The sequence below is a fragment of the Methylomagnum ishizawai genome (assembly GCF_900155475.1).
Lineage (GTDB): Bacteria > Pseudomonadota > Gammaproteobacteria > Methylococcales > Methylococcaceae > Methylomagnum > Methylomagnum ishizawai_A.
Genome location: NZ_FXAM01000001.1, coordinates 3533532 through 3557750 on the forward strand (window position 1 = coordinate 3533532; position 24219 = coordinate 3557750).

Below are 24219 nucleotides of genomic sequence, written 5' to 3' on the forward strand. Positions count from 1 at the left end.
GCTCCGAATGGCCGGTTCGACCACTTTCCACCCCACCCGGCCTCACCCAAGCGTATTAAAATAAAGGTAGCAGTATACATTCCTTAATCATTCAACCCCCGAGGGTGATCGCTATGAAACCCATCCACCACCTAGGCGTCGGCCTGATCGTACTGGCCGCTTCCACGCTGGGGACTCCCGCACAGGCCTTGCCCGTGTTGTTCGTCAGCACCGGCCATACCGGAGCGCAGACGCAAACCGATATCAACCATACCCAGCACTGGACCTTTTCAGTGTCCCAGAACGTCACCGTAGGCGGCGGCTTGTTCGACATGAAACGGGGTCCGTCCAGCACCGCCGATGTCAGCTTCGCGATTTTCGAGGGGACATATTCACCCCCCGCGAGCCTGGATAACGCCCTGCTGCAAAAGGATTTGACGAACACGGCCTTCGCCCAGCGATTCAAAGCCGTCCTGTTCCAAAACACCGTAACCACCCTGTTGGCCGGCCACACCTATACCGGCGTCCTGTTCTCCGACGCCCTCGACGCGCAGAACAAGGGCTATTTCGTCAAAGGCGGCTCGGCCAGCCCGCTGCTGTTCGTCAATGCCAAGGGCAAGGCCGTGGCCGGTATCGAAATACTCCCGTCCATCGCGCTTCCCGAAGCGCCGCCGTCCAGGTTCGCGTCCCCGGCCTCCACCGATGCCACCTTGATTCCCGAACCCACCCTACCCGCGCTCATGGCGCTGGGCCTCGCGGGCTTGGCCTGGGCGACCCGCCGCAGCCAACCCGCAGCGCACAAAACCTGATCCGGCCCGGCGGTTGTTTTGGACGCCAGCCGCCTTATTGAAAAGTCAAGGCTTGAATCGGCCCAAGCCATCCATCATAATGCGCGTCCTCATCGACGGCCCCGGTCCCCACGGCCCGGAGCCAACGCCAGAGTTCAATGGCAAGTCGTGTCGGTCCCCTCGCAACGATACGCTGCGAACCCCGCCAGGCCCGGAAGGGAGCAACGGTAGCACCGGATTCGTGTGCCGGGGTGTGGCTGATACGACTGCCACCCTCCCATCCCCCATGCCTACACGGTCGATAACCGGCAGCGAGCCCCGATGGCCTATCAGGCTTTAGCCCGCAAGTGGCGACCCCGTAATTTCAGCGAAATCGTCGGCCAGGAGCATGTCGTCAGGGCGTTGACCCACGCGCTCGAAACCGCCCGCCTGCACCACGCCTATCTCTTCACCGGCACCCGCGGCGTGGGCAAGACCACCTTGGCCCGCATCCTCGCCAAGGCCATCAATTGCGAATCCCCCAACGGCTCCGACCCTTGCGGCCAGTGCCTGGTTTGCCGGGAAGTGGACGAAGGCCGCTTCGTCGATCTGATCGAGGTGGACGCCGCCTCCCGCACCAAGGTCGAAGACACCCGCGACCTGCTCGACAATGTGCTGTACGCGCCCAGCCAAGGCCGCTACAAAGTCTACCTGATCGATGAAGTCCACATGCTCTCGGGGCATAGCTTCAACGCCCTGCTGAAGACCCTGGAAGAACCGCCGCCCCATATCAAATTCCTGCTGGCGACCACCGACCCCCAGAAAATCCCGGTCACAGTGCTATCGCGCTGTTTGCAGTTCAATCTCAAGCGCCTGACCCCGAGCCAAATCGGCACCCAGATGGAATCCATCCTGCGCCAGGAGGAAATCCAATTCGAGGCGAATGCCCTGAAAGCCCTGGCCCGCGCCGCCGATGGCTCGATGCGCGACGGGCTGAGCCTGTTGGACCAAGCCATCGTCCACGGCGGCGGACGCCTGGGCGAGGCCGAAGTCAGCGCCATGCTGGGCACGGTGTCGCGGCGGCCCGTGTTCGATCTGCTGGACGCCCTGGCCCGGAGCGATGCGGCGGCGCTGTTGACCCTGATCGAAGCCCTATCAGAACACGCCCCGAATTACGGCGATGTGCTGCAACAATTGCTGATCGCCCTGCATCACGCCGCCCTGGCCCAATGGGTGCCCGATGCGGTCCGCCGCGACGAGGACGCCGACCGTATCTTGGCCCTGGCCCAGCGCCTGAGCGCCGAGGATTTGCAATTGTTTTACCAGATCGGCCTGGTCGGCCAACGCGACCTGCCCCTCGCGCCCGATCCCCGAGGCGGCTTCGAGATGGTCTTGCTGCGGATGCTGGCCTTCCGTCCGGCGGAAGCCACGACCTACCCGTCCCAGCCCGGAACCGCCCCGGCGCATCACGACGGGCAGCACGCCAAATCCGCGCCGCGCCCGGAACCGCCCCGGCTGATCCATCCGCCCCAGGCCCGGCCCGAACCGCCACCGACCCCGGCTTCTACCCAGGCACCAACACCACCGGCCCAAACCACGCCAGCGCCGGCACCCAACCCGGACGGTGGCGCTCCCGCGCAGGTCAATTGGCGCGAACTGATCCGCGCCACCGGCGTCGCCGCCCTGGCCCGCGAACTGGCCAACAACTGCGTGCTGGAACACCTGGACGAAACCTCTTGCGTCCTGCTCCTGCATCCCAAGCAAGCCCTGCTCCGCGCCGCCCATACCGAGGCTAACCTGGAAAAAGCCCTGCAAGACTATTTCCGCCGCCCGCTCAAGCTCACCATTAAGCTCGGCGAACCCGCGGGAGAAACCCCCGCCTTGCAAAACCAGCGGCAAAAGGAAGAACGCCAACGGGCGGCGGAGATCGAAATAGAACAAGACGAAAACGTTATCGCCTTGAAGGAACGGTTCGATGCCCGCATCGTGCCCGGTTCCGTCAAACCCTTGGATTGAACCCGCCCCGGAGCCACCGCCATGAAGAATCCCCTCGCCCATCTGATGCAGCAAGCGCAGCAAATGCAGGAAAACCTGAAGAAGGCCCAGGAGGAATTGGCCGAACTCCAGGTCCGGGGCGAATCCGGCGGCGGGCTGGTCAAGATCGCCATGACCGGCAAGCGCCAGGTGCTCAAGGTGGAAATCGACGACAGCCTGGTGAAGGAAGACCGCGATATGCTGGAGGATTTGGTCGCCGCCGCCGTCAACGACGCCGTCAACAAGGTCGCCGCCCTCAAGCAGGAAAAACTGGCGGGCTTGACCGGCGGTATGGAATTGCCGGCCGGCTTCAAGCTGCCGTTCTAAGCTCCCGCCCCGCGCCATGTCCTCGACCGGAGCCCTCGGCCAATTGATGCAAGCCCTGCGCTGCCTGCCAGGGGTGGGACCGAAATCGGCCCAGCGCATGGCCTTCCACCTGTTGCAGCGCAACCGCCCCGGCGCCCGCCAATTGGCCGAGGCGTTGCTGGACGCCCTCGACCGCATCGGCCATTGCGCCGAGTGCCGCACCCTGACCGAAGGCACCCTCTGCCCCGTCTGTGCCAATCCCCAGCGCGACCGCTCCCTGCTGTGCGTGGTGGAAACCCCCGCCGAGGTCCACGCCATCGACCAGGCCGCGACCGGCTTCCAGGGCGTGTTCTTCGTGCTGCACGGGCGCTTGTCGCCGCTCGATGGCATCGGCCCGGACGAACTGCGGCTCGACCTCCTGGAACGGCGCTTCCAATCGGGCGAGGTCAAAGAAGCCATCCTCGCTACCAACACCACGGTGGAAGGCGAGGCCACCGCCCATTACATCCACGCCATGGCCCGGCGCGATGGCATCCGCACCAGCCGGATCGCCTATGGAATGCCCTTCGGCGGCGAACTCGAATACGTGGACGGCACCACCCTGGCCCATGCCTTCAAGGGCCGCCGGGAGTTCTGACCCCCCGCTCACCGTGGCGTGGCCCGGACGCAGCGCCGCAGAATCCGGGACAACCCATTCCTAAACCCAAAGGGGAATCCACCATGACCGACTGCCTGTTTTGCAAGATGGTGTCCGGCGAGATCAAGCCCGCCGTGGTCTACGAGAACGAACACGCGCTGGCGTTCCGGGATATCCGGCCCCGCGCCCCGGTACACGTGTTGGTCATCCCCAAGCGGCATTGCGCCACCCTGGACGACCTGCCGACCGACGATCCGGCCCTGGCCGCGGCCCTGCTCGGGGCGGTGCAGAAAGTGGCGGAATTGGAAGGCTTGGCGAACGGCTATCGCACCGTGATTAATTGCCGGGGTGATGGCGGGCAGGAGGTCTACCACCTGCACCTGCATGTGCTGGGGGGCCGGGCCATGGCTTGGCCACCGGGCTGAAGGGGAACCGGGGCAGCAAAAAACCCTGGGGCGGGCCGGCCCGCCCCAGGGTTGGATGCAGGGCCGGAAACACCGCCCCGCACGATCTCCGCCTAATTGGAAGGTTCGTTGAAATCCACGCCCAGGATGGACCAGCTATTGGGATCGGCCTCGTTGTCGGCGATCATGCGGACCTTGCAGGCGAACAGCCGATCCACCTGGCCTTTTTCCTGATCGACGATCCTGACGGTGGAACGGATGATGTAATGGCGGTTGCCCAAGGCCCAGGCTTCGGATTTCTCGTCGAGGAACTGGGCGGCGTCCGACAGATCGCCCTCGTATTTCACCGCGTCCTTGCAATGGCTCAAGGCATAGCCGATGCGCGGGGTCTTGTTCTCGATCTTGCCCAATTGCTCCTCTTCGGCCTCCTTCTCGAAAAAGGCATCCGATTTCACAATACTCATCACCAGGGGCATCACCCCGTTGTTCAACACCGTGTAGAGCAGGGCCACGAAAAGGATCAGGAATAAGATCGAAAATTTGCCGCGTGTGAATTTAGCGATGAAATCTTTCATGTTGGGTTGCCTTTGTCGTTTTCTCTTTATGTAACCGGTCAAGATGGGCAGGGTAGTCCGCTTGCAAGGGAGCGAATTTTGCGGGAGTGTGCCGCAAATGTACACAGGCAACCCGTCACGTCCGTTCCTTTGCCGCGGGCGGAGCCACGGCTGCCCCGCCACCACCCCACCCGGACCGGAACGCGATGAAACAGGATAAAAAACTCGTGGTCGCCATCTCGTCCCGCGCCTTGTTCGACCTGGACGAGTCGCATCGAATCTTCGAGGCCGAGGGCAAGGACGCCTTCTGCCGCTACCAAATCGAACACGAGGATGAGACCCTGGAACCCGGCGTGGCGTTCACCCTGGTGCGAAAACTTTTGGCCCTGAACCCGGCGCTGCCGGAACCCCTGGTCGAGGTCATCCTGCTCTCCCGCAACAGCGCCGACACCGGGCTGCGGGTGTTCAATTCGATCCGCCGCCATGGGCTGGATATCGCCCGCGCCGCCTTCACCAGCGGCCAGTCGCCGTTCGGTTATATCGGCGCGTTCGGGGCCGACCTGTTCCTGTCGGCCAACGCCGAGGACGTGGCCCTGGCCCTGGACAGGGGCCACGCCGCCGCCACCATCCTCGATTCCAACCCGGCCCATAACGCCGACTCCCAACTCCGCATCGCCTTCGATGGCGACGCCGTGCTGTTCTCGGACGAGGCCGAGCGCATCTACCAAGCCGATGGCCTCGGCGCGTTCACCGAGAACGAGGTCGAGAAGGCCAAGACGCCGCTGTCCGGCGGTCCCTTCAAAGCCTTCCTCGCCAGCCTGCACCATATCCAAAGCCTGTTCCCGCCCGATCTGGCCCCGATCCGCACCGCCTTGGTCACGGCTCGCGGCGCGCCCGCCCACGAACGGGTGGTCAGGACGCTCAGGGCGTGGAATATCCGCATCGACGAGGCTTTGTTCCTGGGCGGGATGGACAAGGGACCCTTCTTACGGGCGTTCGGGGCGGATATTTTCTTCGACGACCAGCAGAAGCATTGCGCCTCGGCCTCGGGGCATGTGGCGACCGGGCATGTGCCGCATGGCATCGCCAATCCGCAGGTTTTGCCGGGACCGGCCCGCCCCGACGGCAAGGCGTAGACGGACCCGGCGCGTCCGTCCTAGGGCGGCCTGGCCGCGGGCTTGAACAAGCGCCGGAATCGTTTCCGCCGCCCCGCCGCCACGAACCGGGCGAAACAGGCCGGAAACGCCTCCCGCAACCGCCGCTCATGGCTATAACGCCGGTCCAGCAAGGCGCCCAGGGCCAACAACGTCCCGGTCGGCGCATCCGTCGCCCGCAAGGCCTCGGCGAATTCCCGTAACCGCCCGATCTGGGCCTGGGCGTCCTGGTAGGCACCCAGATGTTCCTGCAAGCCTTTGAGCGCCCCGATGAGCGGGTCGATCCGCTCCGGCGGATAGAGTTCGCGGAAGAATTCCAGCAGATAGCGCAACTTCTTGGCAGTCTTGCGCAATTCATGGAGCCGGTCGGCGGGACTCGCGGGTTCTATCGCCAAGCCTGCCGCGACCACCCGCCGATAGAGCTTCCAGATGCGGCGGTCGGCCAGCCCCCGGATCGGCAGGGCGGCTTGCGGCGCGGTGGGATGGGTGGGCGGTCCGCGGCGTAGGAAGCGCTCCCAACTCCGCACCATGCCGCGGTAGCCGGGGGATGTTAGATGTTCGTTCAGCCGGGCGTGGGCGATGGCGGCGCGTTCGAGCAACAAGGCCCGCAACGGTTCGAGTCCGTCGCGCAAGGCTTCCGGCAATTCCTCCCGGTGCCGCTCGAAATCCAGCAGGTACACATCCAAATCGCGGGCTTCGCCGGTGACGCGCCCGAGTTCGGCGAAAGCCTGGGCATAGCGCCGGGTAGTCTTTGCCGGAAATACGGCTTTGATCTGGCCCAGGGCCGCACGGGTCCGCCGCACCGCGACCCTGAAATCGTGCAGGAATTCGGTGTCGACCGAGTCCAGGACACCGGCCTCGTTGCGCCGGATCGCTTCCCACTGGGTCCACAGGATGCGCCGGGCCGCCGCATCGGCCCGCTCCGCCGGATCGAGCCGGAATCGGGCCGCGCCGGATAACTCCAACGCCTCCGCCCGCCCGCCGGCCGGGGCGGATTCCAAACCGAAGCGTCCGCGCACGGCCTCTACGGTATGGCGGAACCGCTTGGGTCCGCATCGGACCGCGACCAAGCGCAACCGGGCCGGGAGCGGCGGCGCTTCCAGCTCCGGAATATCCAACTCCGCCCGCATCAGCGCGGCGCCCGCCGCGTCCTCCCACACGAAAATCTCGCGCAGCAGGGTGATTCCGGGCCGGGGCAGCAAGGCCCGGCAATCCAGCAGCGCCGCCACCGGCCCACGCCAAGGGGCCGGTGGCAGGTCTTGGGCGAAGCGCGGCGGGGTGGCGACGGCGACCGGCTCGTGCCACACGCCGCCGGGTCCGGCCACCCATACGGCGAGCGCGTCCCCATCCGGCTCGATGGCGCAGCCAAACCCGGCCCGCCGCAAGCGCCCGTCGAAGCTATCGTAATACACCCGCTTCACACGGCGGCGGCCCTGGGACAGGAAGCCGAAGGCTTGCTCCAAGGTATCAACCAGTTCGGTGGGATTGGCATGGGGAGGCAGGGTGAATTCGCTGCGGAGTGGATCGCTCATGGCGGGACGGCGGCTGACAAGCGGGCCGGGATTCTCCCATGGCACCCCGCCCCTTGTCTCCCCGCGCGCCGATACAGCCGGACCGGAGCGATAGTGGAACCCGTAGCTAGCGGAATCCGGGCTACGCCGAAGCTGGCGATTTAAAGCGGTTGGGGCACGAGGCCGGAACGCAGTGGAATCCAGGACTCCGGTGGCACCGAGAGTCCCGAATTCCGCTCCGCTCCATCCGGGCTACAACACCATCCGGTATAAAGATTGCCGCAGCGTCGGCGTCTTGGGCGCGTAGGCCGCGGTGGTCTTGCCGCGGGCGGGTTCCTGGCTGACGGGCCTGAGGTCGTATTCCGGCACCAACAACACCAACCCGGAAGCGAAGACGATATAGACTTCGTGGGTATCGGAATGCGGATGGCGGACGATGACGGCCTCTTTGCCGACATATTGGGCACGCCGCGGGTTATTGTGCAGCGGCGCGTAGATCATGGTGGTTCCAATGGTGAATTTTCCGTCCATAAGCATCATCATCCAGCAGTGGTTTCGATTGCTATGGGCCATCGCTTCGGCCCTCCGCCTGGAAACAGGCTTTGGCATTGCAGCAAAGCCCCCCCGCCCCGGCAATACGGGAATCCCTGCATTGCCCAGGGGAAGCGGGACGGCTAGCCTCCGCCATGAGCGGACCGGATTCCGTAGCCCGGACCGTCCATTCCCCGCCGGCCCGGCTCGCCCCGAATTCCACGCCGGGATATACTGCCCCGAGCCGAATCCGCCGCGCCCGCGCCCGGCCCGACTTGGCTAGCCCGGCCTTCGCGCCCCCCTCAACGCCCCTACCCCAGTGTTGCCCCGGATGCCACCCAGTGCCGCTTTCCCCTGGATAGACCCCATCCCCCACCCCGTGCTGCTGGTCGCCCTGGACGGTGGCCGCGCCGCCTTCGCCAACCGCCGGGCACGGGAAAAACTCGGAACCACCGCCCAGCCCGGCCCGGCGGCGGCGATCTTCTCCGAACCCGACGACCTCGCCCGCCTGCTCGAAACCGCCCGGACCGGCCCGGCCCGCCTCGACCGCGTGGCCTTGAAAAGCGCGGAAGGCACCCACGTCTGGTGCCGGGTCGAGGCCGAGCGCACGGTGATCGAGGGCCGCGAATACGCCCTGCTGACCCTGGCCGACGCGCAGGACGCCCCGGCCGACCCCCGGTCGGCCCTGTGGCGGGCGGTGTTCGACCAGGCCGGGATCGGCATCGTGTTATTGGACGCGGCGGGCCGGTTCCTGGACGCCAATCCGCGTTGGCTGGAACTGTTCGGCTATACCTGGGACGACGCGCGGGCATTGCGCCCCTCCGCTTCCCTGGACCAAGGCCGGATCGGCGCCCTGCTGCGCGGCGAAACCGCCCAATACCGCGTCGAGCAAGCCTATGTCCGCCAGGACGGCACGCCGTTCTGGGGGGATTTGTCGGTCGGTGCCTTGCGCGACGCCGAAGGTGCCGCCCGCTATGTGATGGGATTCCTGCTCGATATTACCGCCCACAAACGCGCGGAGGACCAACTGCACGAAGCCAACGAGCGCCTGGAAATGCAATTGCTGGAAAACCAGCGACTACAGGAGCAACTGGCCGGGCTCGCCATACGCGACGGGCTGACCGGCCTGTTCAACCGCCGCTATATGGAAGCCACCCTGCACCGGGAACTCAGCCGCGTGGGCCGGGACAACCAGCCCCTCAGCATCGTGGCCATGCAGATCGACCAACGGACGGGCGACCCGCTCCTCAAAACCGTGGCCGGACTCCTGCACAGCCAGATGCGCGGCGCAGACCTGGCCTGCCGCTACGACGATGCGGTCTTCGTGGCGGTGCTGCCTGGCGCGCCCCTGCTGAACGCCGCCCGGCGGGCCGAATCCTGGCGCACCGCCGTGGAGGCGCTCGCCATCGACCACGCGGGCGAGACCCTTTGCTGCACCGTGTCTATCGGGATCGCGGAATACCCCCGCCATGGGCTTTCCGGCGACCAACTGCTCGCCCAGGCCGACAGCGCCCTCCGCCTCGCCCAAGAAGCCGGCCGCAACCGGGTCGTGACCTGGGGTTGAACCCCGGCGCGGAACCCCTAGAATCAGCGGAACGGTCCCGCGCCGGGACCGATACGGATTTCCCATGAAGCATTCCCATTACCACGCCGATATTTCCTCCCGCCCCAACGACGAACTGCTGGCCCGGCTGTCGGCGGGCTACAAGGACGAAGAGCGCGGCAAGATCGCCGAAGCCCTCGAACTCGCCGTCAAGGCGCGGGACAACGACACCCTGGTCCGCCCCCGCGGCATCGATGTCGCCCACACCCTGCACAACCTCAAGGTCGATGCCCCGACCCTCCAGATCGCCCTGCTCAGCGACCCCTACCTGCGCGATACCCTGGACGAGCACGAGATCGAACACCGTTTCGGCCCGGCCATCGCCGAACTGGTGCGCAAGGTGAACTGGCTCAACACCTTCGACGAATACCGCCCCGACGAACCCAAACAGCCCGACCAGGCCGAATTACTGCGGCGCATGTTGCTGGCGGTGGTCAACGACGTGCGCGGCGTGGTGGTGAAACTGGCCTACCGCCTGCAACGCCTGCGCCTGCTCAAGGACCAGGACCAGGACGAGCACCAGCGCCGCAAAATCGCCCTGGAAACCCTGGATATCTTCGCCCCGCTGGCCAACCGGCTCGGCGTCGGCCAGCTCAAATGGGAACTGGAAGACCTGTCGTTCCGTTACCTGGAACCCGAGGAATACAAGCGCCTCGCCAAATCCCTGGCCGCCAACCGCGCCGAGCGCGAAGGTTTCATCCACCGCTTCATGGCCGATCTGCGTGAGGAGTTCGAGGCCCAGGGCATCAAGGTCCGGGTGTTCGGCCGCCCCAAACATATCTACAGCATCCACCGCAAAATGACCCGCAAGGATGTGCCGCTGGACGAGCTCTACGACCTGCACGCGGTCAGGGCCATCGTTGAGGACGTGCCGTCCTGCTACGCCGTGCTGGGTTTGGTGCATAGCCGTTGGCTGCACATCCCCAGGGAATTCGACGATTACATCGCCAACCCCAAGGACAACGGCTACCAATCCCTGCACACCGTGGTGGTGGGACCGGAAGGCAGGCCGGTCGAAATCCAAATCCGCACCGAGGAGATGCACGCCTTCGCCGAATACGGGGTGGCCGCGCATTGGCGCTACAAGGAAGGTGGCCGGCAAGACGCCGCCCTCGACCGCAGCATCAACGCCCTGCGCCGCCTCCTGGAAAACAAGGAGGACGAGACCATCCTGGAAAGCTTCCGGGCGGAATTGTTCGAGGACCAAATCTTCGTGCTGACGCCCAAGGGCCAGGTAATCCGGCTACGCAAGGGCGCGACGCCGGTGGATTTCGCCTATGCCATCCACACCGAGGTCGGCCACCATTGCCGGGGCGCGAAGGTGAACGGGCGCATGGTGCAACTCACCCACGCCTTGAAATCCGGCGACAAGGTCGAGGTGCTGACCACCAAGGCCGGCGGGCCGAGCCTGGGTTGGCTCGACGGCCACCTGGGCTATGTCAAGACCGCCCATGCCCGCGGCAAGATCAGGGCGTGGTTCCGCCAACAGGACCACGAAAAACACCTCAAGGCTGGTAAAACTATCCTCGACCGCGAGCGCCAGAAAATGGGCGTGAAGGAGGTGGATTTGGAAGAACTGGCGCGGCATTTCCATCTGCCGCACGGCAACGATGTGTTGTTGGCGGTGGGCCGGGCCGATATTTCGGCGGCGCAGTTGGCGGGCGTGCTGAAACCCGCCGATTGGCAGCCGCCGCGTTCCAAGGTGCCGGTGGTGAAGAAGCCGGTGCCGCAGGGCCACGCCAAGGAAGAAGTGACGATCCAGGGGATTCGCAACCTGTTGACGCACATGGCCCGCTGCTGCGCCCCGGTGCCGGGCGATCCCATCGTGGGCTATATCACCATCGGGCGGGGCATCGCCATCCACCGGCGGGATTGCGTGAACGTGTTGCAATTGCGCGAGGAAAAGCACAGCCGCCTGATCGAAGTGGCCTGGGGCGAGGAGCAGGAAACCTTCCCGGTGGAATTGGAAGTGCGGGCGCTGGACCGGAAGGGCTTATTGAAGGATATCGCCCATGTGCTATCCGCCGAGCATATCAACATCCTCCGCAGCAACACGCTGACCGATCCCGACAAGGGGGATGTGGTGATGCTGATCACGGCGGAAGTCGCCGACCTGGCCCAATTGAGCCAGGCGCTGGACCGGATCGGGGAGATACATAATGTTTTGGGGGCGCGGCGGAAGGAGCATGGGTGAGGGGCGGGCCACACCGATACCCACGCATCGAACCGCCGCGCCACAATGCCCACCTGCCTTTTTGACACCGGAAGGAATACTCCATGAAAACCGCGAACATCACCGAATCCCCCGTCGATTTTTCCGCCTTGCTGGCGGAAGCCGAGGCCGGCGAACCCGTGCTGATCCTGCGCCAAGGGCAACCCGTGGCGCGGCTGGTCGCGGAACCGGCCCGCTCCGCCCCTTTCGATCTCGGGGCTTTGCGCGACTTCGTCCAGGCCGGACCCTGCCACGCCAGCCCGACCGTGGCGGAGATGCGCGAGAACAACCTGCTGTGATCTATCTCGACACCTCGGCGCTCGGGGCGCTCTTTTTCCGGGAGCCGACCGCGCCCGCCATTTTGAACCGCTTGCAATCGACCCAACCCGGCGAGCTGGGCATATCGGCCTGGGCGCTCACGGAAATGGCCAGCGTAGGCGCGATCAAGGAACGAACGGGGCACATCGGCCCGGCGGAACGGGCGGCGGCCCTGGCCGCCTTCCAGCGCTTCGCCTCGGATTCGCTGGTATTGGCCGAAGTGGAACCCTCGGATTTCCGCCAAGCCGCCCGGTTGCTCGACCTGCCCGTCTTGGCCTTGCGTGCCGGGGACGCGCTCCATCTGGCGGTCGCCCGCCGACTCGATGCCAGCCTTGGCACCTTGGACATACGCCAAGCCAGCGCAGCCCGTCATTACGGAATCCCACTGTTCCCCTTGGTTTGATGATGCTGATCACGGCGGAAGTCGCCGACCTGGCCCAATTGAGCCAGGCGCTGGACCGGATCGGGGAGATACATAATGTTTTGGGGGCGCGGCGGAAGGAGCATGGTTAATTTGGCCTGTGGATGGGTAAAAGCATTGCTCAATACCTACCCCCCAACGCACCAACAAAAAACCCATGGAAAAATACTTCACAGAACCCACCCAAGAATCGGGAGCCGCCCTATTTAGGCGGAATATTTCAGGCACAGTGATGATGCTGAACCTGATCCGCCTCAAAGAAATCGCGGATTACGCCAACAGCCCGGAACTGGCTCCCAAAACCCAAATATCCGGCAGGGAGGCATTCCAGAAATACATAGACCACGCCATGCCCTTCCTCAAAGCAAGTGGCGGTGAACTGTTATTGCTTGGGGACGGGGGAAAATTCCTTATCGGCCCCAGCGAAGAGCAATGGGATATCGTCATGCTGGTTAGGCAAAGCTCCGTGGAAAGCTTCTTCGCTTTCGCCTCCAATCCTGGATATATGGCTGGAATAGGCCATAGAACCGCCGCGGTCCTCGATTCCAGGTTATTGCCGGTGGTGGAGCGCCACATTCCATAGCCGTGGTGAACAGAGGCCGGGCGGAATAGCGCACCCGCGTATCCCACCGGATGTGGAATCCCGGTCGGGCGGCGGAACCCGCTCTATCTCAAGTTCGCGGGATGGGTTTGGCGCATATGGGCGTTTCTCCACCGCCCACATGTGTTTAGCCAAACGCTTCTATATTCTTCAACCAATCGCGCAACCTTCAGAAAAAGAACGATGAAAGTCGAACCTTTTACTCCCGGAACCTCACCATTCCCTCCACTCTCTCCCGAGCGCATCGCGGCGGCGAAGGCACGGCATGGCGAAGCCGTTGACCGCTATCTGGAATGCCTGCATATCGGCGACCCGCTGGCCGATGCCTTGACCCTTTGCTTCGATACGCTCCCGCCCGGCGGCGGCATGAAAATGCTGAACCTGGCGCTTGAAGAAGGTATCGGGGCGGTCAAGGACGCGCCCGACGAACTGCGGGCGTTGTTCGCGGAACTGGACCGTGTGCCGTTATGGGTGGACTGGGACCGCATGCGCCATGCCAGCGCCAAGATTTGCCGCAACGGCTTCTTGGTCGCGCTGTCGTTCGCGGCCTATGCCTTGCCGCATTCCTATCTGGCCAACGGCAACAAACCCTTGGCGTTCACCGCCGAATTGCTCAATGCGACCCCATTGCGTTTCGCCCGCACGGCGCGTTTCGTGGTCGAAACGTTCTATCCCCAAGGCTTGCGGCGCGATGCGGACGGCTTTAAATGGGCGGTGTTGATGCGGATGATGCATGCCCGCGCCCGGCGGCAGTTGCTGCAATCCGGGCAGTGGGATTGCGCGGTCTATGGCTTGCCGATCAATCAGGCGCATATGGCGATGAATACCGTGTTCTTTTCGTTCTACGTGCTGAAGGGGATGCAGCGGATGGGGGTCCGCTTCACCGCGCAAGAAGTCGAGAGCATCTTATTGACTTGGCGCTATGTCGGCTATTTGTTCGGTATCCACCCCGAGATGGTCTACACCTCGGAGTATGAGGCGCAACGCCTGCTCGATATCGGCTTTTCCCTGGAATTCGATCCCGACGAGGACTCCAGGCGGCTGTGCCAATCGATGATGGAGGCGGGACCGGCCTTCCTGAAAATCGATGATCCGCGCTTGGCCCAATGGGAGATCAATCTGGTCTATGCCATGTCCCGCCATCTGCTCGGCGACGGTTTGGCCGACCAACTGGGCTTTCCCCCGGCCCGGCACCGGTGGCTGGGCCATGCCTTCATGGCCTGCGTACACGGGTCGGAGTGGTTGCCCTTTTTGGTGCCCGCCGCCGTCCGCAACTTCATGGGGATGGAGTTTTGGCTGGATATGAGCGATTACGACAGCGTGCCCTTGGCGGAACACACCCCTTCCGGCCCGCCGGCCTGAGCGGCTAGGGCGCGACCGCCGCCCGCGCCCGCACGCTCATCTGGAATCTCCGCGGAAATTGATAGACCACCAGGGAATCCGCCACGGGAGGCTGGCTGGACACCGCGCTCAGCCGCCAGCGCGGGACGATGGCCGCCAGCATGAACACGGCTTCCATCCTGGCGAAGGCTTCGCCCACGCATTTATGGACGCCCAGCCCGAAGGCCGACAAGGCCAGCCTGGGATGGTCGTTCCCCTCCAACCAACGCTCCGGCTTGAAACCACCGGCCTCCGCAAAGAAGCGTTCATCGCGGAGGGGGGCCATCAAACACGGCTGGAGCGCCGTTCCCTTGGGAATCCGGTAATCGCCGAGGGTGCAGTCCTCGACGGCTTGGCGTCCGACGTAGTAGACCGGTGGGAATAGGCGCACCGTTTCATCGAATACCGCGCGCGCATACACCAGCCGGTCGTAATCGGCCAAGTTCGGACGCCGCCCACCCAGCACCTCGTCGATTTCGCGCTCCAAGCGCTCGCGTACCGCCGGGTGCTGGTCGAGGCAGTAGAACATCCAGGCCATGGCATTGGCGGTGGTTTCGTGGCCCGCCATCAAAATGATATAGGCCTCGTCGCGCACCTCGGCGCGGTTCAAGGAGCGATCCACGCCGCCTTCGTCCTTGGCCCGGACCAAATGGGAAATCAGGTCGCTACGCTCCTGGCTCCCGTCCAAGGCTTGGTCGATGATGGCATCGATCTCGCGGTCCAGCGCATGGAGGGCGGCTTGGGCCTGCCGGTTCTGCGGCAAAGGCAAGCGGGCCAGGTAACGGTTGAACGGCAATTGGCTGAGCTTGAAATCCCAAAAAATACCTTTGAGCGCTTCCGCGACCAAGCCGGGATCGATCCCGGAATCCGCGCCGAAGAAGGTGCGGGCCGCGATATTCAGGGCGGTCGCGGTGGTGGTTTGGGCGAGGTCGATGGTCTGGCCGTCGCGCCAGCCCCGTTGCAGTCGGCCCGTCTCCTCGATCATGGCCTCGGCATAAGCTTGGAGCGCCTGCTTGTGGAAAGACGGCTGGACCAGCTTGCGCCGCCGCTTATGCTCGTCGCCATCCGCGGTCAGCACGGTGGGGCCGCCCAGGAACGTGGCCCGCTTATACCCCGGCCCTTGTTCGAACGAGGCGCGTTTTTCGACCAAGGCTTCCCGGATGAGGTCGTGGTCGAAGATCACGCAGAGCTTCCGAAAGGGCATGCTGAGATAAACGATGCCGCCATATTCGGCCTGGAGGCGGGCGAAGAAATCGGCGTTATTGTGTAGCCGCTCCCAGAAATGGCGGATGGCGCGGCCTTTGGGACCGGGAGGGAGTGGGAGGGTCATGCTGCTGTCACCTGGGATCGCTGGGGTTGAAGGCCGTAGCCCAAAAGTCGTTGTCCCGGCGCACAGGCATCGGCCAGCCGGGCTTGCTCGTCCAGGGCCAGCCCTTGCCAAGCGGGCGGCCGGGAGCGCGGCAGGGCGCACGCCGCCTCCAACCAAGCCGGGTTTTCGTATTCCGGCCCCACGAACCGGATGAACCGGGTCAATTCCTCGCGCGGGTCGGCCACCAGGGTTTCATAACCCATGGACAACACCCGGTCCTGCGGCAAGGCGTGCAAATACCCGAGGCCGCGCCCGATCATGCCGCTCCAGAACCACCCGAACGCCGCGAGCGGTATCTCGGTCCGCCGGTATTTTTCGGCATCGAAGCGCCAGAACAGCAGCCGCTCGAACAGGGGCATCCAAGGGCTGGTGCCGGGCACATTGAACGGGTGGAAAGGATCGATCCCGAACGCCTTCAAGCGCAGCGCGGCTTGCACCCGCAGGCGGAAAAAGTGATGGCGGTACATGGACAGGGCGGTATCCCGGCCATCCCGGTAAATATGGATGAACCGCGCCTCGGGAAACATCCGGGCCAGGACGGGCACGAACAACAAGGACGCCCCGGAGCGCTCCAGCCATGCCTTTTTCCCGAAGCGGCGGGCCAGCCCATCGAACACGAAGCGGTAATGCCCGGCCAGCGTGTCCACGCCCCGCGCCCGCAATGCCGGGGCGAGTTCGTCCCAGAGCACGTCGTGGTCCCCGGTCAGATGCGGCAGCGTGGCGCAGAGGATGGGCGGCAGGTTTTCGGGTAGGTAACGGCCTCCTTGCGGCGGATACAGGAATTCATCGACGGTCAGGCCGTTCTTCAACAAGGCCCGCCCGCCGGGCGGCAGGGTATTCAGGCGCTGGAACACCGCCTCGCCCGTCAACCGCCCGCCGGGAAAGGCGTTGCTGGACAGGGAGGTGAAAAATTCCGAAATGCTCAACAGATCGGGATGCAGCCTGACCATATTCGACAACAGGGTCGAACCGCAGCGTCCGGTGCTGACGATGAATAAGGGTTTAAACGAGTCCGTCGGCGAGTAATTGTTCGACATGGTCTTGGATAGTTTGGGCAAAAGGGAGATAGCGGAGACCCAGCCGGGTTTGGCTTTTGGTATTGTCGAACGCCACCGGCAGGCCGATGTTCCTGGCGATGAAACGCCAACTCAGGCCGAAGCCGGGACCGGCCACATAGGCCAAGGCTTTGGGGAGGGTCCGTCGCGGCAATTTGTAGCGTCCCGGAAACCGCTGTTCTATGGCCTGGGCGATCCCGAGCAACGAACCACCCTCGCTCACCACGATATGCCTGCCCTCGGCATCGGCGCGGAACGCCGCGGCCAAATGCGCCGCCGCGACATCGCGCACATCGACCGCGCCGAACGCCAGCGCGGGCACGCCCCAGGCGAACCGGCCGCGCAGGAAATCGCGCAAGGTGGCGATGCTGGTGGAATCGACCCTCGGGCTGAGGGAAGGCCCCATGACAAACCCAGGATTGATCGTCACCAAGCGCCAGCGGTCTTGGCCCTGGGCCACCGTCCAGGCGGCGCGTTCGGCGAGCGTCTTGGAATAGGGGTAGGGCTGGTGACGGGCCGAACTACTTTCGTTCCAATCCGCCTCGGTGAATATACCCTGCGGTATCCGCTGGAGGTCGGCGTTATCGCCGCAGATGGCCGCGATGCTGGAGGTCAGGACCACCTTCTTCACCGAACCGGCTTTTTGCACGGCGTCGAGGACGTTGAGGGTGCCTGCGAGCGCCGGTTCGATGAGTTGGCGCTGCGGGTCTTCCACCCCGACGCCCAGGAATGGCGAGGCGGTATGGATGACCACTTCGCAGCCTTGGGCCGCCGCGTCGAAAGCGCCTTTCACCAACAGATCGGCGGCCACCGGCTGGAACGAACCAGGCCCGGCGGCGGCGGCGCGTTCCAGGTGTCGATAGCGGTCCTTGGCCTCCAGGCTCCTGACCGTTCCCCTGACGGTATATCCTTGATCCAGAAGTTGCTTCACGATCCAGGAGGCCACATAGCCGCTCGCGCCCGTGACCAGCACAGGCTTGGTTTTATCGATGGTGAACATTGCCTAGGCCGCTCTACGTTATAAAGCTACGCGGATCACCCGGACCGCCGTGGAGGGGCGGGCGTGATCCGCTAGTCGCGGATAAGCGTAGCGCATCCCCCACAAACAGCCGGTTAAGTGGACCGCGACATGATGGGCCGCACCGTTCCCATCTGACAAGCCGTCCTTGGCGCTGGTCCGGTGTTTCGCATACGAACACCCGTGCCGAAAGCCATCCGCATCCCCACCGAGACCGATGCCACCGCATCCTAAACCATCTTGCAAACCCGCCATGAAAAAAGGCTGACGCCCACCGGGCACCGGCCTTTTGCTGGCTCCGGCCATCGGAATTCACGGCCAGCCGGTCGCCCTTATTCTGCCGGGCAAATGGGGGGTATGGCCTTGAGGTATTGATAAATCGCCAGCAGGTCGCAATCGGCCATCTTGCTATAGACCGGCCAGGGCATCACTTGCAGCTTCGGGCCGGTGGGATCGTGCATATCCGTACCGTTCCGCATGATGTCCTTGAATTGCTCGAAGGTCCATTCCGGGTGGCCATTCTTACCGCAAGGGGTCAGATTCCGCGACACGAAGGGACCGAAGGCGGTCCCCCCGGCCAAATAGCCCGTGGTATTGATCTGTTCGGGTTGGCCCTGGAAGGGATCGCCGCCGCTGGCGTAGGGCGGATTCGTATGGCAATCGTTGCAACCGCTCACGGCGTTGACCAAATAGCTACCGTAACCGACCCGTCTGGGGTTGATGCCTTTCATACCTAGATTCAGCGTCACCGGGGCCATGGCCAGACCCGCTTCCGAGCGATCCAACGGCACCGGACAACCGGCGGTGGCGGCGGCTTGGTCGATGGCGAGGACGCCCAATAAACCCAGAGCGAGCGGTAGGACTTTTTTCATTTTCGTTCTCCTAGGCAGTGATGGTTTTTGGAACCCCGGTTCCGCAAGCGCGGGCGGTTCATGTTCATCCGTGAAGCCGCCTCTCGTTGAGTATCCTTGGCTTCCCTCAAAGCCACACCGCCCGCACGCGGTACCTCCGGGCGCATCCATGGTACCCGCTTTTTGGGAAGAAAAAACCCCGGCGTGACTATGGAATGGCACGGTGTATCCCCACACTAAGGATATGGCCGCGAATAACTTCCCGGTTTTCCAAAGTCGGCCATCGAAGCCTCCTCACGCCAAGGCGCAAGGGACGCAAAGGAAAAAACAAGCAAAAAAACCTTCGTGCCTTTGCGCCTTTGCGTGAAAAAAGGGAAGTTAATTTCAGCCAAATCCTAAGGGGATACGCAATCATAGGCGACGATGATTTGTTCATCGACGACCTGCACCCGCGACGAGCCGACCTGGACCGGCAAGGTCGATGTTTGTCCGCATTGATAGGAAAACCCGATATAACGGGCTATTTTGGGTTGTTTTCTGCGGTGGCAATAATCTGCCGCGGCGCTCTCGGATTTGGAGGCTTCCCGGGCGGCATCACCTTGGAACCAGAAATCTATGGATCCCTCGTTATATTGAAGTACGCGGACCGCCGGCCCGGCGCTGGTCGTCACGAAACTGAAGTATGGGGTTAAGGCTTCCGCCGATAGGTTGGCGTCCGGTCGTCCGCTGGTGTTTCTTAATGGATCGATGATAGAACCCAAAGCCGATGTCAAGACCGAGTCGATACCTCCCCCTATATTGGCGTTGCATAGGGAAAGACCCGCTGGTAAGTGTTGTGGATTCAAGGGTCCGAAACTGGAGCGGGTGAGGTTGATCCCTTCGGGTTGGGCCATGGGTAAAGTACCGCAGCCCGATAGGACCGTACCCAACAGGGCGATAATCGCGAAGGATATATATTTCGTATATGGGGTGAGGGTCGTCATGTTTTGGTTCCGGGTCGATGTGCGGTTCATTCTATGATTTTTGGCATGGGATGGCGCAGCTTATTCCGTCCCGCCCATCATGGTTTCGATCTCCATCGGGTTGACCGGAATCTTACCAACCATGCCACCCAATAATTCCCTGTAGAAAGCCAGCCATTCCCTGTCATATCGCGCAAACTCCGGGATGCTCGATTTTCCAGAGTATGACAAACTTATCGTTTGTCCTTTGACTCGCACTGCTATTTCAGTTTTCTCATCATGAAATCCTTCGGAGTTTCCTATTCCGATATTATCACCCCTTCCAGCAACCCAACGCTGAATTTCGGGGAGACTTAATATAAGCTTCGCATGAAGATAATGTTTTATTATCTCTTCGTTTTCGAAAAAACTAGGTGTCTCCACCTTCATTTCAACCGTTGGTTCTCCATTAAAAATAAACGCTCCTCGACTGGGAAGGTAAAAAATTTTTACGTAATCTTGAGAACTCACATCATCATCTTCTTCGGCAAAAACCGGCTGCGATAACAACAGGATGATCGATAAAATTGCAAGCTTTAAAGGTTTCATACGGTTCCTCAAGTGAGGATTTTAAAAACTTTATACCCTATAACCATTTCCGAATAACGCCTGAGACACTACGCTAATCCGTCTCACTCATCAAGCGCATCGCTCATTCCAGAATCACCCACAGCAGTACCCTTCACCCAACCGCGACATTCCTCCCGCTATCCTCCCGTCCCCCCACATGCTATGGTGCGTCCCCCCTTTTTTCCATAGCCCATCGCCACACCCGACCCCATGAACCCAACCCACCGCTTCTTCGCCACCGCCCCCCTGGGACTGGAACTGCTCCTGGCCCAGGAACTCCGCGATCTAGGCATCGCCGATGTCACCGAAGCCAAGGCCGGTGTCGCCTTCGGCGGCGACCTCGAAACCGCCTACCGCGTCTGCCTGTGGACCCGCCTCGCCAACCGGGTCTTGCTGCCCATCGCCCAATTCCCGGCGGACAGCCCCGACGCCCTCTACGCCGGGGCCGCCCGCATCGAATGGGCCGACCACATGGACGCCGAAGCCAGCTTCGCCGTCGATTTCGCTGCCAACCGCTCGCAGATTACCCACACCCTGTTCGGGGCGCAGCGGGTCAAGGACGCCATCGTCGATTATTTCCGCGCCCGCTCGGGCACCCGGCCCTCGGTGGACCTCGCCGAACCCGAAATCCGCATCAACCTCTACCTCGAACGCGACCTCGCCACCGCCAGCATCGACCTGTCCGGCGACAGCCTGCACAAACGCGGCTACCGGCTCGACGGCGGCAAAGCCCCGCTCAAGGAAAACCTCGCGGCGGCGATCCTGCTCCGCGCCGGTTGGCCCCGGATCGCCGCCGCGGGCGGGCAGTTCATCGACCCCATGTGCGGTTCCGGCACCCTGCCCATCGAGGCCGCGTTGATGGCGGCGAAAGTCGCGCCCGGTTTGCGCCGGTCCTGGTTCGGCTTCCTAGGCTGGCGCGGACACCGGGCCGGCCTCTGGCAAACCCTGCGCGACGAAGCCCAGGCCCAAGCCCAGGCCGGCCTCAAAAACCTGCCCGCCATCGTCGGCTACGACATCGACCGCGAAGCCGTACACACCGCCCTCGCCAATGTCGAACGCGCCGGTTTGCGCGGCCTGGTCCATATCGAGCGCAAAGCCCTGGCCGAAGCCCGCCCGCGCCTGGCCCACGGACTGGTGGTGGCCAATCCGCCCTATGGCGAGCGCCTGGGCGAAGAAGAAACCTTGGTCCCGCTCTACACCGGACTGGGCGCGACCCTGCGCGAACATTTCCAGGGCTGGCAGGCCGCCGTGTTCACCGGCAACCCGGAACTGGCGTTCAAAGTCGGCATCCGCGCCCGCCGGTTCTACGCCCTCTATAACGGGGCCATCGAATGCAAGCTGTTCAACTTCGAGATCGCGCCGGAACGCTTCTTCACCCCGCGCGAAGGCGGTGCCCCGAGCGAGGCCCAACGCCAGCACAGCGCCTTGTTCCGCCAAGCCCGCGCCATCGACGCCAACAGCGGCGGCGCGGCCATGGTCGCCAACCGCCTGCGCAAGAATTTGAAAAACCTGGGGCGCTGGGCCAAGCAGGAGGGCATCACCTGTTACCGGCTGTACGACGCCGATTTGCCGGAATACGCGGTGGCGGTCGATCTCTACCAAGGCGACAAGTCCGCCGGGAGCGGACTTGGACGTGCGGAGCGCGGCCCGGAGGGTGAGCCCCAGGGAAGGGGCGAACAACAACTGTGGGCCCAGGTCCAGGAATACGAAGCCCCCGCCACCATCGATCCCGCCAAGGCCGAAACCCGCTTCCTCGAAGCCCTGGCCGCGATCCAAGCGGTGCTGGAGCTACCGCCCGCCCAAATCTTCCTCAAAACCCGCCGCCGCCAAAAAGGCACGGCCCAATATGAGAAACAAGCCGAATCGGGCCGGTTCTTCGTGGTGGAGGAAGGCGGCTGTAAGTTCTGGGTGAATTTCGAGGATTACCTGGATACCGGGCTGTTCCTCGACCACCGCCCGGTGCGACTCATGATCCAGCGGGAAGCCCAGGGGAAAAGCTTCCTCAACCTGTTCGCCTACACCGGCACGGCCACGGTCCACGCCATCCGCGGCGGGGCCAGCGCCACCACCACGGTCGACCTGTCGCGCACCTATCTGGATTGGGCCGGACGCAACCTGGAACTCAATGGGATGCGCGGCCATCGACACGAGTTGATCCAGGCCGATTGCCTGGAATGGCTGGCCGAGGCGGTGCGCGGCAACTGGCGCTACGACCTGATTTTCCTGGACCCGCCGACCTTTTCCAGTTCCAAGCGGATGCGCGACACCCTCGACGTGCAGCGCGACCATGTCGGCTTGATCCGCCAATGCGTGGCGCTGTTGGCAGCGGGCGGCAAGCTGCTGTTCTCCACCAACCACCGCAGGTTCAAGCTGGAGACGGAGGCGCTGGCCGATCTGCGGATCGAGGACATCAGCCGCAAAACCCTCCCCAAGGATTTCGAGCGGGATGCGCGGATCCATCGCTGTTGGGCGATCACCCGCTGACCCGGCTACCGGATGCAACGTTTTGTGGTGTAATCTCGTACAGCCTGTAGCGATACACCCAGCAGGCACGGCCCAAAACCATGGGCGTTCATTATCGGAAACTTGAAAACCAATTACAGGGCCGGGATCGATGCGACAGCGCGTGCATGTATGGGTAAGTGGCCGGGTGCAGGGCGTGTATTTCCGGGGAACGGCGAAAACCCAGGCGATGGAATTGGGGTTGGCGGGCTGGGCGCGTAACCTCGCCAGTGGCGGGGTCGAACTCCTGGTCGAGGGTCCGCCCGAACGCATCGCCCAATTCCTGGCCTGGTGCCGGTCCGGCCCGCCCCTGGCGCGGGTGGACGAATGCCGGGTGGTCGAGGAAAAGCCGCTGGGCGATTGCGTGGGTTTCGAGGTGCGGCGCAGCCATTGAGCCGTCCGCCGCCCATCCGATATAGGTACCGATGCGGATATATCCGCAAGGACCGGCATGGTTAACTTGCCACCCAGAGGCGTTATCCAAGGGATGGGGACCATAACGGCGGAGGAAAAGGATTCCGGGCGGCCCAAGGAGGGGCGGCAGGGATGAAGACTGGTTCAGGACATGAACCGATGGAATCCCGACAATCCGGTTTCCCCCGCCGTGGCGAAAGGAATCGCCCGCCTCGTAACCGTCGGTCGTTCGAAGTCGTTGATCGCTTGGCCGGGGTGTCGCCCGGTCTCTGAAGCCCATGCCGCCCAAGCCGGTCGTTCCGGCTTGGGCGGATTTTGTTGGTTCTACCCCCGGCGGTCGGGATTGCCGGTTCGCCCATCCCCCCTGGAGTGGCGGTACAATTCAGCCCGCCCGCGGCCGCGCCGCTTCTTCCAGGACAGCGCCATGTTCGACAAACCCGCCCTGACCCAAACCCCCATCGCCGATCCCCTGGCCCGCCGCTGGAGTGGCCGGGCCTACGATCCCACCCGTCCGGTCGAGCCGGAAAAACTCGCCGCCTTGTTAGAAGCCGCCCGTTGGTCGCCCTCCTGTTTCGGGGACCAGCCCTGGCGCTATCTGATCTGGGACCGGCTGGGCGATCCCGAGCGCTGGCGGCGGGCCTTCGACTGTTTGGTGGAAGGCAACCGCGGCTGGGCCGCCCATGCGCCTTTGCTGATGCTGGCCTGCGCCGACCGCCAGTTCACCGATGGCCGTCCCAGCCGCTGGGGCCAGTACGACACCGGGGCCGCCAGCATGAGCCTGTCGGTCGAGGCCACCGCGCTGGGCCTGATGGTGCATCAGATGGGCGGCTACGATCCCGCCAAAATCCGCGCCGAATTCGCCATCCCCGAACGTTACGACTGCATGGCGATGTTGACCGTCGGCTACCAATTGCCCGAAAGCCAAATCCCCGAAGACCTCAAAGCCCGCGAATACGCCGCCCGCAGCCGCCGTCCCCTGGGCGAAAGCTTCTTCGTCGGCGATTGGGACCGGCCCTACGCCTGAAGC

24 protein-coding genes and 1 other RNA gene are annotated in these 24219 nt (G+C 63.6%); 16 read left to right on the plus strand and 9 right to left on the minus strand.

Features of this window, described 5'->3' with window-relative positions; translation table 11 throughout:
- Window positions 1-113 precede the first annotated feature (113 nt).
- The 6 genes from B9N93_RS15810 (at window position 114) to B9N93_RS15835 (ending at window position 4148) form a co-directional block, all read left to right on the plus strand.
- Window positions 114-788, plus strand: a complete 675-nt coding sequence (locus B9N93_RS15810) for a hypothetical protein (protein WP_085215226.1) — start codon at window positions 114-116, stop codon at window positions 786-788.
- Between the two features lie 148 nt (window positions 789-936).
- Window positions 937-1033, plus strand: an RNA gene (ffs, locus tag B9N93_RS15815) — signal recognition particle sRNA small type.
- Between the two features lie 55 nt (window positions 1034-1088).
- Window positions 1089-2762: a DNA polymerase III subunit gamma/tau gene (gene dnaX, locus B9N93_RS15820; RefSeq protein WP_085215227.1), complete on the plus strand. Its 1674-nt coding sequence runs from the start codon at window positions 1089-1091 to the stop codon at window positions 2760-2762.
- Window positions 2763-2783: 21 nt separating this feature from the next.
- Window positions 2784-3107 carry a YbaB/EbfC family nucleoid-associated protein gene (locus tag B9N93_RS15825; protein WP_085215228.1) on the plus strand — a complete coding sequence of 108 codons (324 nt, stop codon included), beginning with the start codon at window positions 2784-2786 and terminating at the stop codon, window positions 3105-3107.
- A 16-nt stretch (window positions 3108-3123) separates the two neighbouring features.
- Window positions 3124-3723, plus strand: coding sequence for a recombination mediator RecR (gene recR, locus B9N93_RS15830; RefSeq protein ID WP_085215229.1), 600 nt, complete (start codon window positions 3124-3126; stop codon window positions 3721-3723).
- A gap of 83 nt (window positions 3724-3806) precedes the next feature.
- Window positions 3807-4148, plus strand: coding sequence for a histidine triad nucleotide-binding protein (locus B9N93_RS15835; protein ID WP_085215230.1), 342 nt, complete (start codon window positions 3807-3809; stop codon window positions 4146-4148).
- A 92-nt stretch (window positions 4149-4240) separates the two neighbouring features.
- Here the strand turns inward: B9N93_RS15835 and B9N93_RS15840 are convergent, their stop codons facing one another.
- Window positions 4241-4702 carry a hypothetical protein gene (locus B9N93_RS15840; protein ID WP_085215231.1) on the minus strand — a complete coding sequence of 154 codons (462 nt, stop codon included), beginning with the start codon at window positions 4700-4702 and terminating at the stop codon, window positions 4241-4243.
- A 185-nt stretch (window positions 4703-4887) separates the two neighbouring features.
- Between B9N93_RS15840 and B9N93_RS15845 the strand changes: the two genes are divergently transcribed.
- Window positions 4888-5817 (plus strand): 5'-nucleotidase, encoded by a 930-nt coding sequence (locus B9N93_RS15845; RefSeq protein WP_085215232.1) that lies wholly within the window; start codon window positions 4888-4890, stop codon window positions 5815-5817.
- 20 nt (window positions 5818-5837) lie between these two features.
- Here the strand turns inward: B9N93_RS15845 and B9N93_RS15850 are convergent, their stop codons facing one another.
- Together B9N93_RS15850 and B9N93_RS15855 are read right to left on the minus strand one after the other, a co-directional pair.
- On the minus strand, window positions 5838-7367 hold the full coding sequence (locus tag B9N93_RS15850; protein WP_085215233.1) for a CYTH and CHAD domain-containing protein: 1530 nt from the start codon (window positions 7365-7367) through the stop codon (window positions 5838-5840).
- 231 nt (window positions 7368-7598) lie between these two features.
- The gene (locus B9N93_RS15855; protein WP_125469023.1) at window positions 7599-7847 is read right to left on the minus strand and encodes a hypothetical protein; all 249 of its coding nucleotides are present in this window, start codon (window positions 7845-7847) and stop codon (window positions 7599-7601) included.
- 361 nt (window positions 7848-8208) lie between these two features.
- On the opposite strand from B9N93_RS15855, the gene B9N93_RS15860 reads away from it, so the two are divergent.
- From B9N93_RS15860 to B9N93_RS15885, 6 genes are all read left to right on the plus strand, one after another.
- On the plus strand, window positions 8209-9441 hold the full coding sequence (locus B9N93_RS15860; RefSeq protein ID WP_085215235.1) for a GGDEF domain-containing protein: 1233 nt from the start codon (window positions 8209-8211) through the stop codon (window positions 9439-9441).
- Between the two features lie 64 nt (window positions 9442-9505).
- A complete protein-coding gene (locus tag B9N93_RS15865) occupies window positions 9506-11674 on the plus strand; it encodes a RelA/SpoT family protein (protein ID WP_085215236.1) in 2169 nt (722 codons plus the stop codon).
- A gap of 83 nt (window positions 11675-11757) precedes the next feature.
- The gene (locus tag B9N93_RS15870) at window positions 11758-11991 is read left to right on the plus strand and encodes a type II toxin-antitoxin system Phd/YefM family antitoxin (protein WP_085215237.1); all 234 of its coding nucleotides are present in this window, start codon (window positions 11758-11760) and stop codon (window positions 11989-11991) included.
- A complete protein-coding gene (locus B9N93_RS15875) occupies window positions 11988-12413 on the plus strand; it encodes a type II toxin-antitoxin system VapC family toxin (RefSeq protein ID WP_085215238.1) in 426 nt (141 codons plus the stop codon). The genes B9N93_RS15870 and B9N93_RS15875 overlap by 4 nt, the downstream gene beginning before the upstream one ends.
- A 175-nt stretch (window positions 12414-12588) precedes the next feature.
- Entirely contained in the window at window positions 12589-13014 is a 426-nt protein-coding gene (locus B9N93_RS15880; protein WP_085215239.1) for a DUF1330 domain-containing protein, read from the plus strand.
- A 201-nt stretch (window positions 13015-13215) separates the two neighbouring features.
- The gene (locus B9N93_RS15885; RefSeq protein ID WP_085215240.1) at window positions 13216-14394 is read left to right on the plus strand and encodes an oxygenase MpaB family protein; all 1179 of its coding nucleotides are present in this window, start codon (window positions 13216-13218) and stop codon (window positions 14392-14394) included.
- Window positions 14395-14398: 4 nt separating this feature from the next.
- Here the strand turns inward: B9N93_RS15885 and B9N93_RS15890 are convergent, their stop codons facing one another.
- The 6 genes from B9N93_RS15890 to B9N93_RS15915 form a co-directional block, all read right to left on the minus strand.
- Entirely contained in the window at window positions 14399-15742 is a 1344-nt protein-coding gene (locus B9N93_RS15890; protein ID WP_085215241.1) for a cytochrome P450, read from the minus strand.
- A complete protein-coding gene (locus tag B9N93_RS15895) occupies window positions 15739-16818 on the minus strand; it encodes a sulfotransferase family protein (RefSeq protein WP_085215242.1) in 1080 nt (359 codons plus the stop codon). The genes B9N93_RS15890 and B9N93_RS15895 overlap by 4 nt, the downstream gene beginning before the upstream one ends.
- Window positions 16784-17836, minus strand: coding sequence for an NAD-dependent epimerase/dehydratase family protein (locus B9N93_RS15900; protein ID WP_085215243.1), 1053 nt, complete (start codon window positions 17834-17836; stop codon window positions 16784-16786). The genes B9N93_RS15895 and B9N93_RS15900 overlap by 35 nt, the downstream gene beginning before the upstream one ends.
- A gap of 350 nt (window positions 17837-18186) precedes the next feature.
- A complete protein-coding gene (locus B9N93_RS15905; protein WP_085215244.1) occupies window positions 18187-18726 on the minus strand; it encodes a hypothetical protein in 540 nt (179 codons plus the stop codon).
- Window positions 18727-19100: 374 nt separating this feature from the next.
- Entirely contained in the window at window positions 19101-19688 is a 588-nt protein-coding gene (locus B9N93_RS15910) for a hypothetical protein (protein ID WP_125469024.1), read from the minus strand.
- Window positions 19689-19748: 60 nt separating this feature from the next.
- Window positions 19749-20255: a hypothetical protein gene (locus B9N93_RS15915; protein ID WP_085215246.1), complete on the minus strand. Its 507-nt coding sequence runs from the start codon at window positions 20253-20255 to the stop codon at window positions 19749-19751.
- Window positions 20256-20486: 231 nt separating this feature from the next.
- On the opposite strand from B9N93_RS15915, the gene rlmKL reads away from it, so the two are divergent.
- From rlmKL to B9N93_RS15930, 3 genes are all read left to right on the plus strand, one after another.
- Window positions 20487-22760 carry a bifunctional 23S rRNA (guanine(2069)-N(7))-methyltransferase RlmK/23S rRNA (guanine(2445)-N(2))-methyltransferase RlmL gene (rlmKL, locus tag B9N93_RS15920; RefSeq protein ID WP_085215247.1) on the plus strand — a complete coding sequence of 758 codons (2274 nt, stop codon included), beginning with the start codon at window positions 20487-20489 and terminating at the stop codon, window positions 22758-22760.
- 130 nt (window positions 22761-22890) lie between these two features.
- Window positions 22891-23172 carry an acylphosphatase gene (locus tag B9N93_RS15925; RefSeq protein WP_085215248.1) on the plus strand — a complete coding sequence of 94 codons (282 nt, stop codon included), beginning with the start codon at window positions 22891-22893 and terminating at the stop codon, window positions 23170-23172.
- A gap of 444 nt (window positions 23173-23616) precedes the next feature.
- Window positions 23617-24216, plus strand: a complete 600-nt coding sequence (locus B9N93_RS15930) for a nitroreductase family protein (protein WP_085215249.1) — start codon at window positions 23617-23619, stop codon at window positions 24214-24216.
- Window positions 24217-24219 lie beyond the last annotated feature (3 nt).